Genomic DNA, 13,364 nt, shown 5'->3' with positions numbered 1-13,364 from the left:
GGCAACGGGCGTTCGCGAAACGCGAATGCTTTGGGAGATTGTCGTGACCTCAGGGCCGCCTTCGCGAGCAAGCCCGCTCCCACATTTGGAATGCATTTCCCTGTGGGAGCGGGCTTGCTCGCGAAGACGCCGGCCCGGCCAATGAACAACTCAGAGTTGCCCCCGCAAATGCTCAAACAACATCCGGCTCACCGGCGACAGCAGTGCCTCATCACGCACCACCACGATCAAGGCGCGATCCGACCACTCATCGGTCAATGGCACGGCCGTCAGCCCAAGGGCCCGACCAAACAATTCATAGGCCCGCTGCGGGAGAACGCCAATCCCCATGTTGGCCTGGACCATGCGGCACATGGCGTCGAAGCCCGGCACATGGATCCGCACCCGCAGCACCCTGCCCGCCTCACGCGCCGCCTTATGGGTGCGCATGTTGATGGAACTGGCGGCGTGCAACCCGACGTAATCGCTGTCCAGCGTGTCGGCAAACGCCAGGCTCGACCGGCTCGCCAACGGATGATGCGGCGGCATCAACACCACCAGTTTGTCCTGGCGATACAGCACGCTGTGCAGGCCCTTGGTGTCGCTGTCGATGGAGCAGATGCCGAGATCCGCCACACCGTCCAGGACACCCTGGATCACCCCGGCACTGGGCCGTTCCTCGAGATCGGTCTTGACCTGCGGATGACGCTCGGAAAAATCCCGCAAGTCTTCCGGCAGGAATTGAATGATCGCCGACAGGTTGGCGAGCATCCGTACATAACCGCGCACACCGTGGCTGTGCTCCCCCAGTTCCAGGCCCATTTTCTCGACGTTGAACAACATCTGCCGGGCATGGTGCAGCAAGGTTTCACCCGCCGGCGTCAGCGTCATGCCCTTGGCCTGGCGCACGAACAGGCTGATACCCAGCGCCTCCTCCAGCTCCATCAAGCGCTTGCTCGCCGCCGACACCGCAATCGCCTCACGCGCGGCAGCACGGGTGAGCGTGCCCTCCTCGTGGACCGCGACAAACAGTTGCAGGGTGATCAGGTCGAGACGGCGGATCAGGCTTTTTTGCAGCATCGGACACTCGGCTAAGGTGGCTCGGGCGAAAGTCGCAGCATAGCGCCCTTCGCCCGCGACGTGCCGTGGTTGAACCGCCCGAGCATGATAAAGTCGCCGCCCATCAGACCTTTTGCTTCGAGACGACCACCGCAATGACCGATTTCCACGATGTCGATGCCCAACTTGAAGACTGGAACGCCCTGCGCGCCAGCGCTGCGTTCGACGGTCTGCTGGTGGGTAATGGGGCCAGCCGTGCGGTGTGGGACGACTTCGGCTACGACTCGCTGTTCGAAAACGCCCGCACCGTCGAGGAAAAACCCCTCAGCCCGTCCGAGCTGAGCGTGTTCGAGGCGCTGCAGACGCGCAGTTTCGAGCAGGTGCTCAGCGCCTTGAAAACCACCAGCCGGGTCAACAAGGCCCTGGCGGTCAGCTCCGCCGCGCCGCGCAATCGTTACTACGCGATCAAGGAAGCGCTGATCAACACCGTGCACGCGGTGCACATTCCGTGGCGGTTGGTCGAGGCGTCGAGCCTGGCGACCATCAGCCAGGAACTGGGCCGCTATCGCACGGTGTTCACCACCAACTACGATTTGCTCAATTACTGGGCGATCCAGCAGCAACCGGAGGCGGTCACCGATCTGTTCCAGGGGTCAGAACCGGCCTTCGACCTGAGCGTTACCGCCACCGACAAGACCCGCCTGCTGTACCTGCACGGCGGTCTGCACCTGGTGCGCAACCAGGACGGCACGGCGCGCAAACTGATGTCGACCGAGGGCACGTTGCTGGGCAACTTCGCCATCAACAACACGATCAAGACCCTCGATGACGTGCCCTTGTTCATCAACGAAGGGCCGAGCGCGGACAAGCTCAAGACCATCCGCAGCTCCGATTACCTGTCGTTCTGCTATGACCAGTTGCTCGGCCATGGCGATGGCTTGTGCATCTTTGGGCATGCACTGGGTGAGCAGGACAGCCACATCGTGCACGCCTTGCGCCTGGCGAAACCGAAGGTGGTGGCGATCTCGATCTACCCGCGCAGCAAGGCGTTCATCCAGCATCAGAAGCGGCATTACGCGAAGGTGTTCGAAGGGACCGGGGTGGAGTTGCGGTTTTTTGATTCGAAGACACATGGGCTGGGTAGCCCGAAGCTATCGGTACCAGTCGAAGTTTAGTCTTGCCCGATCTGACGCTTTCGCGAGCAAGCCCGCTCCCACAGTTGATCTGCGGCGTGCACAAATTCCCTGTGGGAGCGGGCTTGCTCGCGAAGCTTTTAAAGCTGACTCATTCCTCGCTGCTATGCACCACCACCAGCAATTGCGCCTGCACCTCGCCCACCGAGCGTATCCGGTGCGGTTTCTGTGAGTTGAAGTGCAGCGCATCGCCCCGGCTGAGCAGCACCCGCTCGTTGACGAAATCCACTTCCACCTGCCCCTCGTGGACGAATAGAAATTCTTCGCCCAGGTGTTCCTTGAAGGCTTTGTCGGTAAATTCTGTCGGTGGGTAAATGATGAACGGCAGCAGGCTGCGTTCGCTGACCTGATGGGCCAGCACCGCGTAGCCCGGATTGTCGCCGCTGGCACCCAGTGGCTGGCGCTCATGGCTGCGCACCAGGCTGTAGCTGTCGAGGCTGACCTTGTCTTCGGAAAACAGCTCCTCGACCTTCACGTTCAGTGCCTTGGCCAGTTTCAACGCGGTCGCAATCGACGGCGTGTTCAGGCCGCGTTCGACTTTCGACAGATAACTCTTGGTCATGCCGGATTTTTCCGCCAATGCCTCAAGGGTTACGCCAAGTTTTTTTCTCAATAATTTCAAACGGATAGACATGTAGAACGATTAATCCATCAAGGAGGTGACGAATTGTCCTTGCTCATGACACAAGGTGTCATATAGCATCTTTCGTGTCATCTGCATGACCCAGCCAAAGAGGACATCGATATGGCCACGACATTAGCACTGCCCAAAGATCAACTGGTCAAGCAAGCGCTGAACCAGATGCAAAACACCCTCGCGGATAATACGTGGACCGACCGGCAAAAGCTGGCCCTGACCTGCCGCATTCTGTTCGAGAATGGCCATGACTCCGGCCTGGCCGGGCAAATCACCGCCCGTGGCCCGCAGCCTGGCACCTATTACACTCAACAACTGGGCCTGGGTTTCGACGAAATCACCGCGGGTAACCTGCTGCTGGTCAACGAAGACCTGGAAGTGCTCGAAGGCCACGGCATGCCCAACCCGGCCAACCGCTTCCACAGCTGGGTGTACCGCGCCCGCCCGGATGTGAATTGCATCATCCACACCCACCCGACCCACGTCGCGGCGTTGTCGATGCTGGAAGTGCCGTTGCAGATTTCCCACATGGACCTCTGCCCGCTCTATGACGACTGCGCGTTTCTCGAAGGCTGGCCCGGCGTACCGGTGGGTAATGAAGAAGGCGAATTGATTGCCGGTGCCCTGGGCGACAAGCGGGCAATCCTGCTTTCCCACCATGGCCAGTTGTCCACCGGCACCACCATCGAGGAGGCCTGCGTGATTGCCCAACTGATCGAACGCGCCGCCAGGTTGCAGCTGCTGGCGATGAGCGCCGGAACCATCAAGCCGATCATTGCCGAGCTGGGCCGAGAAGCCCATGACTGGATCGCCCGGCCCAAGCGTCATGCCGCCGCTTTCAATTACTACGCCCGGCAGAACCTGCGTCGACACGCCGATTGCCTGAACTGAACCCCAGACCTTTTTTGTACGGAGAGACCCCATGTCCACTGCAAACATTCACGGCATCATCGGCTACACCATCACCCCTTTTACCGCCAATGGCGAGGGCGTTGACCTGGACGCGCTCGGGCGCTCGATCGACCGTTTGATCGACGGCGGTGTGCATTCCATCGCACCCCTGGGCAGCACGGGCGAAGGCGCTTACCTGAGCGACGCGGAGTGGGACCAGGTCGCCGAATTCAGTATCAAGCACGTGGCCAGGCGAGTGCCGACCATCGTCAGCGTGTCCGACCTGACCACCGCCAAAGCGGTGCGTCGCGCCCGTTTCGCCGAAGCCCATGGCGCCGACGTGGTGATGGTGCTGCCGACGTCGTACTGGAAACTCAGCGAAGCGCAGATCCTCGCGCACTACCGCGCCATCGGCGACAGCATCGGCGTGCCGATCATGCTCTACAACAACCCGGCCACCAGCGGCACCGACATGTCGGTGGACCTGATTCTGCGCATCGTCAAAAGCGTGGAGAACGTGACCATGGTCAAGGAGAGCACCGGCGACATCCAGCGCATGCATCAACTGCAACGCCTGGGCGAAGGTCAGGTGCCCTTCTACAACGGTTGCAACCCGCTGGCGCTGGAAGCCTTCGCGGCCGGGGCAAAAGGCTGGTGCACCGCGGCGCCGAACCTGATCCCGCAGCTCAATCTCGACCTGTACGACGCCGTGCTGGCCAACGACCTGAACAAGGCACGTGAACTGTTCTATCGCCAATTGCCATTGCTGGATTTCATTCTCAAGGGGGGGTTGCCGGCGACGATCAAGGCTGGTTTACGAGCGACAGGGCTGGAGGTGGGTGATCCGCGGTTGCCGGTGTTTCCGTTGGATGAGGCCGGTGTCAGTCAGCTGCAAGGGCTGCTGAAAGCCCTGCGCTGATCTCCAAATCACACCCTCCTGTAGGAGCCGGCTTGCTGGCGATGGTGGGTCAGCGACGCAAGTGTCGACTGACACACCATCGCCAGCAAGCCGGCTCCTACAGGGGGCGTCGCGTGGTGTTTTCAGAGTACGGGCAGGGTTTTGTCCTTGATCACCTTGCTCGGCCCATTGGCCTTCACACTGGCGATGCCTTTCTCCATGGCGGCATCGGAGGAATAGGATTCACTGCTGCCGATAATCTCGTGGTTACCCGCCTTGAGGTTGAAATAAGGATGGCCATCCTTGGTGGTTTTTTTCTCGTAGCGCTCATCGAGCGGGCTGTTGGCCTGGACTGACGTTATGCCTTTGTCGGCCGCGGCGCGGGTGGTGTACAACTCGCTGGTCAGAATGGTTTCGGCATTCGCCGCCTTCAGCACAAACCTGAACTGACCGCTGCTGCTCTTGCTCACTTCGTACCATCCGGACATGCTCTTTCTCCTTGGCGATTGGAAGGTTGCGCGCTTCAGAGTAAAGACCAGCCTGCTGTTTCTGTCGCCTGTGTGGGCCCTATCGCCAGCAGGCTGGCTCCCACATTGGACTGATGCACACCAATCCACTGTGGGAGCCAGCCTGCTGGCGATGGGGCCCGTAAGTAAGCTGCAAACCTAATTGACTGAACGCTTCACCACCGACAACTCCGGAGCAGCTACCCGCCGCTGACTCAGATACCGCGTACAACTCACCCGCAGGAACGAAGCGAAATTGACCACTTCGCCGCGGTAGTCCATGACCTCTTCATACAGCTTGGCAATCAACTGGTTGGTAGTCATGCCGTCGGTCTCGGCGATTTCGCTGAGGATGTCCCAGAACTGATTCTCCAGCCGCAGGGTGGTAACCACCCCGCAGATGCGCAGCGAGCGCGAGCGCGATTCGTAGAGGATCGGATCGGCTTTGACGTACAGCTCGCACATGGACGGGTCCCCCGTTACAGCGTGATTTTGGTGCCCAGCAAACCGAGGAATCCGGCCAGCCAGCTAGGGTGGGCAGGCCAGGCTGGCGCCGTGGCCAGATTGCCTTGAACATGGCCGTCCGTCACCGGGATATCGATAAACGTACCGCCCGCCAGGCGTACTTCCGGCGCACAGGCCGGGTAAGCACTGCATTCACGCCCTTCGAGAATTCCCGCGGCGGCGAGCAACTGTGCACCGTGGCACACGGCGGCGATCGGCTTGCCGGCCTTGTCGAAGTCGCGCACCAGTTCCAGGACTTTTTCATTCAGGCGCAAGTACTCCGGCGCACGACCGCCCGGGATCAGCACCGCATCGTAATCCGCCGCCTTGACCTTGGCAAAATCGAAGTTCAGGGCAAACAGGTGACCGGGCTTTTCGCTGTAGGTCTGGTCGCCTTCGAAGTCATGGATGGCTGTGCGCACGGTCTGGCCGGCGGTCTTGTCCGGGCAAACGGCATGCACCGTGTGACCGACCATCAGCAGGGCCTGGAATGGCACCATCACTTCGTAGTCTTCGACGTAATCGCCGACCAGCATCAGAATTTTTTTCGCCGCCATGGGGAGTACTCCTCTGGGAAATGCGTAGGAGTGTTCAAGGTAGTCCTTATCCGCTGGGGTGGGTAATAACCTGCTACTACGCGATCTCCTTGTGCAGGAGCTGCCGGAGGCTGCGATCTTTTGATCTTGATCTTGATCTTGAAAGCAAGATCAAAAGATCGCAGCCTGCGGCAGCTCCTACGTTGGGAGCTTCGCTCCCAACTGTACGGATAACTCTGCACTTAGCTGTAACAGCGCAGACGCCACGGTTTATGGCTAGATGAAGGCACTTCCCATCACCCACGATTCTGGTTGCCATCATGACCTCGCGCGAAAACACCGGCATGGCCCTGGGCCTGCTCGGCGTTGTGATCTTCAGCCTCACCCTGCCCTTCACACGCATCGTCGTGCAGGAACTGCATCCACTGCTCAATGGCCTGGGCCGGGCCCTGTTCGCGGCGATTCCCGCGGCGTTGCTGTTGCTGTGGCGGCGTGAGAAATGGCCAACCTGGCAGCAGGTCAAGGGCCTGACGCTGGTCATTGCCGGGGTGATCCTCGGGTTCCCGGTGCTTTCGGCCTGGGCCATGCAAACCTTGCCGGCGTCCCATGGCGCCCTGGTCAATGGCTTGCAGCCACTGTGCGTGGCACTGTACGCCGCGTGGCTGTCCCACGAACGCCCATCGAAAGCCTTCTGGGCCTGCGCCGCGCTGGGCAGTGCCCTGGTGCTCGGTTATGCGCTGATCAGCGGGGCCGGCAGCATCCAGGCCGGTGACTTGTTGATGCTGGGCGCGATTGCGGTGGGCGGCCTGGGCTACGCCGAGGGTGGCCGGTTGGCCAAGGAAATGGGCGGCTGGCAAGTGATCTGCTGGGCGCTGGTACTGTCGACGCCGCTGTTGATCGGGCCGGTGCTGTACCTTGCGTTGCAACATCAGGGCGAGATTTCCGCCAAAACCTGGTGGGCCTTCGGCTACGTCTCGCTGTTTTCGCAATTCATCGGCTTCTTTGCCTGGTATGCCGGGCTGGCCATCGGTGGCATTGCCCGGGTCAGCCAGATCCAGCTGTTGCAGATTTTCTTCACCATCGGCTTTTCCGCACTGTTCTTTGGCGAACAGGTCGAGCCGATCACCTGGCTGTTCGCCGGCGGGGTGATCGTGACCGTCGTGTTGGGCCGCAAGACGGCGGTCAAGCCCGCACGCATTGCCACCGCGTAATACCTACGGGATCAGAGGTAACCGTCAGCCCGCAACAGGGTTTCCAGGCAATGCTCGGTGATGTGGTAGAACGCCTTGAGTTCCTCGATCTTCGCCAGCAGCTGGGCCGGATCACCCGACTCGGCGCGCTTGACCGCCAGGATCATCTTGTTCTTGTTGGTGTGGTCCAGCGAGATGAACTCGAACACCTTGGTCTCGTAGCCGCAGGCTTCGAGGAACAGTGCACGCAAGCTGTCGGTGACCATTTCCGCCTGCTGTCCCAGGTGCAAGCCGTATTGCAGCATCGGCTTGAGCAATGCCGGGCTCTGGATTTGCAGGCGAATCTGTTTGTGACAGCACGGCGAGCACATGATGATCGAGGCGCCGGAACGAATGCCGGTATGGATCGCATAGTCCGTGGCGATGTCGCAGGCATGCAGCGCGATCATCACATCCAGCTCGCTCGGTGCCACGCTGCGCACATCCCCGCACTTGAAGACCAGCCCTGGATGCTCAAGCTTGGCCGCGGCGGTGTTGCACAGGGTGACCATGTCTTCGCGCAGCTCGACGCCGGTTACCTGCGCTTCGGCCTTCAAGGTATTGCGCAGATAGTCATGGATCGCGAAGGTCAGGTAACCCTTGCCGGATCCGAAGTCCGCCACCCGCACCGGGCTGTCCAGCGCCAGGGGCGACGAGGTCAGCGCATGGCTGAAGACCTCGATGAACTTGTTGATCTGTTTCCACTTGCGCGACATCGCCGGGATCAGTTCATGCTGCTTGTTGGTGACGCCCAGGTCGGCGAGAAACGGCCGCTCCAGATCGAGAAAGCGGTTTTTCTCGCGGTTGTGCCCGGCGGACGGCACTTCGCGCAATTGCTGGGGTTTGCTCTTGAACAGCGAAGACTTGCCCTTTTTGCTGTATTCGAGCTGGGCTTCGTCGGTCAATGACAACAAATGCGCATTCTTGAACGACGCCGGCAACAAACCGGCGATGACTGCCACACCTTCGGTCAATGGCAGGTTCTTGGTGATGTCGCGGGTCTTGTACCGATAGACGAAGGACAGGCAAGCCTGCGCCTTGACCGTCACCGGCTTGATGATGATCCGCTGCAGGTCCGCTTCCTCGCCGGCGTACTTGGCCAGCACCAGCTTGATGAAGGCATTCTGGTCGAGGCTCGATTGCAGCAGGCCGATGAACTGGGCGTGGTGGTCCGGCGCGAGGCTGGCGGGAGTAGCGGTGACGGACATGGAAAAACGGCCTCGGGCAATGCAAATCGGAGAATGGCCGATATTTTAGGGGGGATGCGGGTTTTGGGCACGGGGTTATTTTTCGCAGGCACGCAAATGCCCCTCGGACCTGCGAGTATCCGGCGTGCCGTCAGGGCTCCACCAGCCGAAGTTTGCGATTGATCGGTGAATTGATCACATACCTGACGATCAATCCCACCGGTACGGCCCACGTCAGGCCATTGGCGGGGTCCGTGATGACAGCGACGGTTTCGGAGCTGGCGCCGATGTCCAGGCGTCGTCGATCGTTGCAGGACTTGAGCTCCCCGTAGGCGTGGCTGACCAGTCGCTCCGCCAGGTGCATCGGCACATCAATCCCTTGCAGGTGCTTCACGGCACGACAGAACAGCACCTGGTCATCAATTACCGCATCACTTTCGTGACGGGCCAGAAATGCCTGGGCGATGGCCAACAATTGCTCGTTCAAATCCTCGTTTTCAACAATGGCGGACATGTTCATGACTCCGTCGACTCAGGCGCCGTCGGTGCAAGCGGACGCGCGGCGTGCCGCAAATCGGGCCCGGCGCAAGGCAAACGCACGGCGGGGTTGGGCATGCCACTGGGTGAAAGTTCGTGGGTCATTTCGAACTCGGCCCGCACCGACCAGCCGCAGGCTTCCGACGTGCATTGCAAGTACGCCACCCGCAGGAAAATATGACGACCCTCGCTGGTGCGGATGCGCATCCGGCTCAAGCAGTGCGGGCACACCATTTTGTAAGTACTCATACCTGGATCCCGCTGTTCGTCGGGTGGTAATCAACATAATCAAACGCAATACTGCTTGATGCGATGATCGCTGCAACCCGGCATTGCCAATAACGCCCACCCGAAAGAAGAAAGTGCAAGGAATAACGGCGTAATGGGCAGGAACCAAACATGTAGGAAATCACCCTGCTACCATTAGGAAGTTTCGACATCATATTCATCTGATTCATAGTTGAAGATTGATTCCTCACAATAAAAAAGTTACTCATTGCGCATACATTAAGCACTCAAAAAGCGTGTGTCAAAAGGAAGAGGCTCAAATTGCGTAGCAAAAAATCTCAGGCTGTTTTAGCGCGACTGAAGCAAATTACCGGCACAAAAAGCGATGCCTCTTTGTCTTCGGCGTTACAAGTCAGCCCGCAGACCCTTAGTAGCTGGAAGGGTCGCGACAGTACGCCATACTCATTATGCGTAGAAATTGCACAGTCGCGCGGCATTTCACTCGACTGGTTGTTGCTGGGCGAAGGTCCAATCCTGCGTCACAGCGCTGCGCCCAATGAACTCGAACACCACCAGGAAACAGCCAATCGGGAAAATACAATTCTCGCGATGTGGCGATTGCTCGGTGAAGAAGATCGCTGCGCCATACAAAATGCCCTGGAGGAAAAACGCCGTCTGCGTGAAATGGAACTCAAACTTTCAGAGATGGCGTCTATTCTGTCGACACTTCAACAGGCGAACGAAACATGAGTACATATGTAGTTCGCAATCGGTTTAATCATGACGAGTTGATACCCGTCAGCGTCGCCCTTTGAGGCGCTCAATGATTTCCCCAAGGCCAGCGCCGTCGACCCACTGCATGATCTTGACGCTGATGGGAATAATGATCAGCGCGCAAAGAAATGCCGTTACCCCTGCAGTCAGGAAAGGCGCCAACGGCAGTGCGACAGGGGTAAAAAGATAGCCGACGCCCGCCGACAGCAACCACGAGCCGATCCGCTGCCAGGCTTTGAATTCAACGCGCGTAGTGATAACCAGCCACGCCCCCAGTGATGCACCGAACAGCGCTTCGCCATCTATCGCGGGCAATGTCGCGATGCCCAATCCCAGCAGTAGCCCACTGATACTGTTATAGGCCGAGTCAGTCAGATTCATGCACACCTCGCTCATCGACCTCGTCGATGACAATGGCGCCCGACTCAATGGCTTTGAGCAAGGCGGCATGCCGGGACCTGACAGCAAACTTGCGGCGAATACTGGCAAAGTGGAAGTTGATCGTGGTGGGCGAGCAATTCTGAATCCTGGCGATTTCCCAGGAAGTCTTGCCTTTGTAGCACCAGATCAAGGCTTGTGTTTCTTTAGTTGTCAGATGGATCGGCGTTTCATTTCTCCCGCCGTCAGGCGCTGCACCGGCAAAAGAGTCGAGCGGTAGATGCGTTGACATAAGTACTCCCTCTACGTCAGGACGCCCGTCACAGGGCGTTCGCTATTGGAGGGAGATGTTGAAGACCGGGCAGGAGCCAGACAACCGGCCGTAGTTGTACCGCCAAGCGTTACAAAAGTGTGCGACGGCCAGCCTAGCCGAGCACGACCAGGCGGTTTGGCAGCTCGTTGCGTACATGGGTCACTGGAACGTGCACCTTGAGCAACTCACCGCAGGCCTCGACGCAGGCGATAAAGCCCTGCAACGTCTGACCCTGGCGCACCTGCTGGGTGAACTGCGCGACAATCGCGTCCCAATGGCTGTTGTCCAGCCGACTGGAGATACCCTCGTCCACCAGGATTTCCACATAGCGCTCGGCTTCAGAGACGAAAATCAGGATGCCGGTGCTGCCGACCGTATGGTGCAGGTTCTGTTCGAGGAATTGCCGGCGCGCCAGGTTCGAGGCACGCCAATGGCGCACCGACCGCGGAATCAGGTGCGTGGTGATTTTCGGCACCCGCAATACCAGGCACAGCACGATGAAGGTGCTCCATTGCACCATCAGCAGGCTGTGCAAGGTCAGCCAGCCCGTCAGGTAATGCACGATCCCCGGCAGCACCAGTGCCAGCAGACTGGCCCAGAGCAGCGGGATGTACACATAGTCGTCGGCGCGGGCCGCGAGCACGGTGACCAGCTCCGCGTCGGTGTCGCGCTCGACCCGGGCAATCGCCTCGGCGACCTTGCGTTGTTCGTGTTCAGTCAGTAATGCCATCTGTTGAATGCCTGCTCGCTAATGTATTTATTTCCGTGTCATCACCAGCCGCCCGACGAACCGCCGCCACCAAAACTGCCCCCTCCGCCGCTGAATCCACCGCCACCGCCGCCGAAACCACCGCCACCAAAACCGCCACCGGAACCACCGGAGCCGCCACGACCGGCAGGAAGGATACCGAGCATCTGGCAAACGAATACTGTCAGGATGAACAACAACACCAGAAACACGAACAACCCCGGATGCCGCGAGACGAAATCGTCACCCGGATCGCCGCTGGACTCATAGACCGTCGAGGGCTCGTCCAACGGATTGCCACCCAGCACCACCAGCATCGCCGCCACCCCGTCGCTTATGCCCTTGCTGAAATTGCCCGCCTTGAACGCCGGGGTGATGACCTGGTTGATGATCACCGAGCTCTGGGCGTCGGTCAGGCGATCTTCCAGGCCGTAGCCGACTTCGATGCGCAGTTTGCGCTCATCACGGGCAACAATCAGCAGCGCGCCGTTGTTCTTGTCTTTCTGGCCAATGCCCCAGTAGCGGCCCAGTTGATAGCCGAAATCGGCGATATCGGTGCCCTGCAAGTTTGCCAGCGTGACCACCACCAACTGCTCGCCGGTGGTCTTTTCATGGGCCTGCAACTGTTGAACCAGCTGCTCGCGCACCGCTGGCTCGATCATCTGGGCGTTATCCACCACCCGCCCGGTCAGCTCCGGGAACTTCAATTGGGCCTGGACGGCCAGGGCAAACAGCCACAGCAACAACACCAGACCGATCTTCAACGCTCGCATTGGCAACCTCGCACGTCCTTGCAGGAGCTGCCGAAGGCTGCGATCTTTTGATCTTGATCTTTTCGAAACCGCTGAAAAACAAAGTCAAAAGATCGCAGCCTTCGGCAGCTCCTACAGGGTATCTACCCGCCATCAGGATTCAGAATTTGACCTCGGGTGGTTTCTCCGACCCCGGCGTGGCCTCGAAGGTCGCGCGTTCCGGCAGATTGCTGTACATCACGCTGTGCCACAGGCGACCGGGGAAGGTGCGGATCTCGGTGTTGTATTTCTGCACCGCCAGGATGAAGTCGCGTCGGGCCACGCTGATCCGATTCTCGGTGCCTTCAAGCTGCGATTGCAGGGCCAGGAAGTTCTGGTTGGCCTTGAGGTCCGGATAACGCTCGGACACCACCATCAGGCGGCTCAAGGCACCGCTGAGCTGATCCTGGGCCTGCTGGTACTGCTTGAGCTTTTCCGGGTTGTCGAGCGTGGAGGCGTCGACCTGGATCGAGGTGGCCTTGGCCCTGGCTTCGATCACGGCCGTCAGGGTGTCCTTTTCATGCGCGGCATAGCCCTTGACGGTTTCCACCAGGTTGGGAATCAGGTCGGCACGGCGCTGATACTGGTTCTGCACCTGGCCCCAGGCAGCCTTGGCCTGTTCATCGAGGGTCGGGATGTTGTTGATGCCGCAGGCCGTCAGCAACGTGGCCAACACGAGCAACGTGGCCACTTGCAGGCTCGACCGGTAGGACTGTCGTACATTCATCGCGGTGATGCTCCGTTCACATTTCATGGAAAAAACAACCGGCGACCCTCTCGGCCGGCTCTTCGGGCATAATCGGCGCGGCACTGGATTGCGTCGGGGCAAATGGGCTAAAAGATGCCCTGCAGAAAAACCGCTTCCGGTGTTCGACTGCCGTTTTCGGCCGTCGCTTTTTGAGTCAGCACCCGAACAACAATAGTCGCTCCCTAAATTTTGGCTGGCCGGCGTGTACATCGCCGCTTGGGCCCTTGA

The 13,364-nt window shown here is 59.6% G+C and carries 18 protein-coding genes; 5 read left to right on the top strand and 13 right to left on the bottom strand.

The genetic code is table 11. The annotated features are described in order from the left end of the window. Positions 1–150 precede the first annotated feature (150 nt). Positions 151–1,059, bottom strand: coding sequence for a LysR family transcriptional regulator (locus SOP95_RS07420; RefSeq protein WP_323606670.1), 909 nt, complete (start codon positions 1,057–1,059; stop codon positions 151–153). 134 nt (positions 1,060–1,193) lie between these two features. On the opposite strand from SOP95_RS07420, the gene SOP95_RS07415 reads away from it, so the two are divergent. Further along, positions 1,194–2,213 carry a DUF4917 family protein gene (locus SOP95_RS07415; RefSeq protein WP_323606669.1) on the top strand — a complete coding sequence of 340 codons (1,020 nt, stop codon included), beginning with the start codon at positions 1,194–1,196 and terminating at the stop codon, positions 2,211–2,213. A gap of 109 nt (positions 2,214–2,322) precedes the next feature. Here SOP95_RS07415 and SOP95_RS07410 read toward each other — a convergent pair whose 3' ends face one another. Then, positions 2,323–2,865, bottom strand: coding sequence for a helix-turn-helix domain-containing protein (locus SOP95_RS07410; protein ID WP_274073479.1), 543 nt, complete (start codon positions 2,863–2,865; stop codon positions 2,323–2,325). 111 nt (positions 2,866–2,976) lie between these two features. On the opposite strand from SOP95_RS07410, the gene SOP95_RS07405 reads away from it, so the two are divergent. Together SOP95_RS07405 and SOP95_RS07400 are read left to right on the top strand one after the other, a co-directional pair. Continuing rightward, a complete protein-coding gene (locus SOP95_RS07405) occupies positions 2,977–3,759 on the top strand; it encodes an aldolase (RefSeq protein WP_323606668.1) in 783 nt (260 codons plus the stop codon). A gap of 31 nt (positions 3,760–3,790) precedes the next feature. Beyond that, on the top strand, positions 3,791–4,678 hold the full coding sequence (locus SOP95_RS07400) for a dihydrodipicolinate synthase family protein (protein ID WP_323606667.1): 888 nt from the start codon (positions 3,791–3,793) through the stop codon (positions 4,676–4,678). 122 nt (positions 4,679–4,800) lie between these two features. Here SOP95_RS07400 and SOP95_RS07395 read toward each other — a convergent pair whose 3' ends face one another. The 3 genes from SOP95_RS07395 to SOP95_RS07385 form a co-directional block, all read right to left on the bottom strand. Next, on the bottom strand, positions 4,801–5,145 hold the full coding sequence (locus tag SOP95_RS07395) for a YegP family protein (RefSeq protein ID WP_323606666.1): 345 nt from the start codon (positions 5,143–5,145) through the stop codon (positions 4,801–4,803). Between the two features lie 177 nt (positions 5,146–5,322). Next, positions 5,323–5,628, bottom strand: a complete 306-nt coding sequence (locus SOP95_RS07390) for a ribbon-helix-helix domain-containing protein (protein WP_274073475.1) — start codon at positions 5,626–5,628, stop codon at positions 5,323–5,325. Positions 5,629–5,642: 14 nt separating this feature from the next. Further along, the gene (locus tag SOP95_RS07385) at positions 5,643–6,224 is read right to left on the bottom strand and encodes a DJ-1/PfpI family protein (RefSeq protein WP_274073474.1); all 582 of its coding nucleotides are present in this window, start codon (positions 6,222–6,224) and stop codon (positions 5,643–5,645) included. A gap of 299 nt (positions 6,225–6,523) precedes the next feature. Between SOP95_RS07385 and SOP95_RS07380 the strand changes: the two genes are divergently transcribed. Next, on the top strand, positions 6,524–7,414 hold the full coding sequence (locus SOP95_RS07380) for a DMT family transporter (protein ID WP_274073473.1): 891 nt from the start codon (positions 6,524–6,526) through the stop codon (positions 7,412–7,414). An 11-nt stretch (positions 7,415–7,425) separates the two neighbouring features. Here the strand turns inward: SOP95_RS07380 and SOP95_RS07375 are convergent, their stop codons facing one another. From SOP95_RS07375 to SOP95_RS07365, 3 genes are all read right to left on the bottom strand, one after another. Next, complete coding sequence (locus tag SOP95_RS07375) at positions 7,426–8,640, bottom strand: class I SAM-dependent methyltransferase (protein ID WP_323606665.1); 1,215 nt, start codon at positions 8,638–8,640, stop codon at positions 7,426–7,428. A gap of 130 nt (positions 8,641–8,770) precedes the next feature. Next, complete coding sequence (locus SOP95_RS07370; RefSeq protein ID WP_274073471.1) at positions 8,771–9,133, bottom strand: hypothetical protein; 363 nt, start codon at positions 9,131–9,133, stop codon at positions 8,771–8,773. A gap of 2 nt (positions 9,134–9,135) precedes the next feature. Beyond that, positions 9,136–9,405, bottom strand: a complete 270-nt coding sequence (locus SOP95_RS07365; RefSeq protein ID WP_274073470.1) for an ogr/Delta-like zinc finger family protein — start codon at positions 9,403–9,405, stop codon at positions 9,136–9,138. Positions 9,406–9,705: 300 nt separating this feature from the next. On the opposite strand from SOP95_RS07365, the gene SOP95_RS07360 reads away from it, so the two are divergent. After that, positions 9,706–10,134: a helix-turn-helix domain-containing protein gene (locus tag SOP95_RS07360; RefSeq protein WP_323606664.1), complete on the top strand. Its 429-nt coding sequence runs from the start codon at positions 9,706–9,708 to the stop codon at positions 10,132–10,134. 48 nt (positions 10,135–10,182) lie between these two features. On the opposite strand, the gene SOP95_RS07355 is transcribed toward SOP95_RS07360, so the two are convergent. The 5 genes from SOP95_RS07355 to SOP95_RS07335 form a co-directional block, all read right to left on the bottom strand. Then, positions 10,183–10,539 (bottom strand): putative holin, encoded by a 357-nt coding sequence (locus SOP95_RS07355; protein ID WP_274073468.1) that lies wholly within the window; start codon positions 10,537–10,539, stop codon positions 10,183–10,185. Further along, positions 10,526–10,828 (bottom strand): helix-turn-helix domain-containing protein, encoded by a 303-nt coding sequence (locus SOP95_RS07350; RefSeq protein WP_274073467.1) that lies wholly within the window; start codon positions 10,826–10,828, stop codon positions 10,526–10,528. Before SOP95_RS07350 ends, SOP95_RS07355 begins: the two co-directional genes overlap by 14 nt. 133 nt (positions 10,829–10,961) lie before the next feature. Next, positions 10,962–11,579, bottom strand: a complete 618-nt coding sequence (locus SOP95_RS07345) for a TPM domain-containing protein (RefSeq protein ID WP_323606663.1) — start codon at positions 11,577–11,579, stop codon at positions 10,962–10,964. A gap of 41 nt (positions 11,580–11,620) precedes the next feature. Continuing rightward, positions 11,621–12,370: a TPM domain-containing protein gene (locus tag SOP95_RS07340; RefSeq protein WP_323606662.1), complete on the bottom strand. Its 750-nt coding sequence runs from the start codon at positions 12,368–12,370 to the stop codon at positions 11,621–11,623. Between the two features lie 139 nt (positions 12,371–12,509). Beyond that, complete coding sequence (locus SOP95_RS07335) at positions 12,510–13,115, bottom strand: LemA family protein (RefSeq protein ID WP_274073464.1); 606 nt, start codon at positions 13,113–13,115, stop codon at positions 12,510–12,512. Between the last annotated feature and the right edge of the window lie 249 nt (positions 13,116–13,364).

The sequence above is a fragment of the Pseudomonas sp. YuFO8 genome (assembly GCF_035065025.1).
GTDB lineage: Bacteria > Pseudomonadota > Gammaproteobacteria > Pseudomonadales > Pseudomonadaceae > Aquipseudomonas > Aquipseudomonas putida_AE.
Note: the sequence above shows the minus strand (reverse complement) of the source record. Positions and strands in the feature narration are given on the sequence as shown.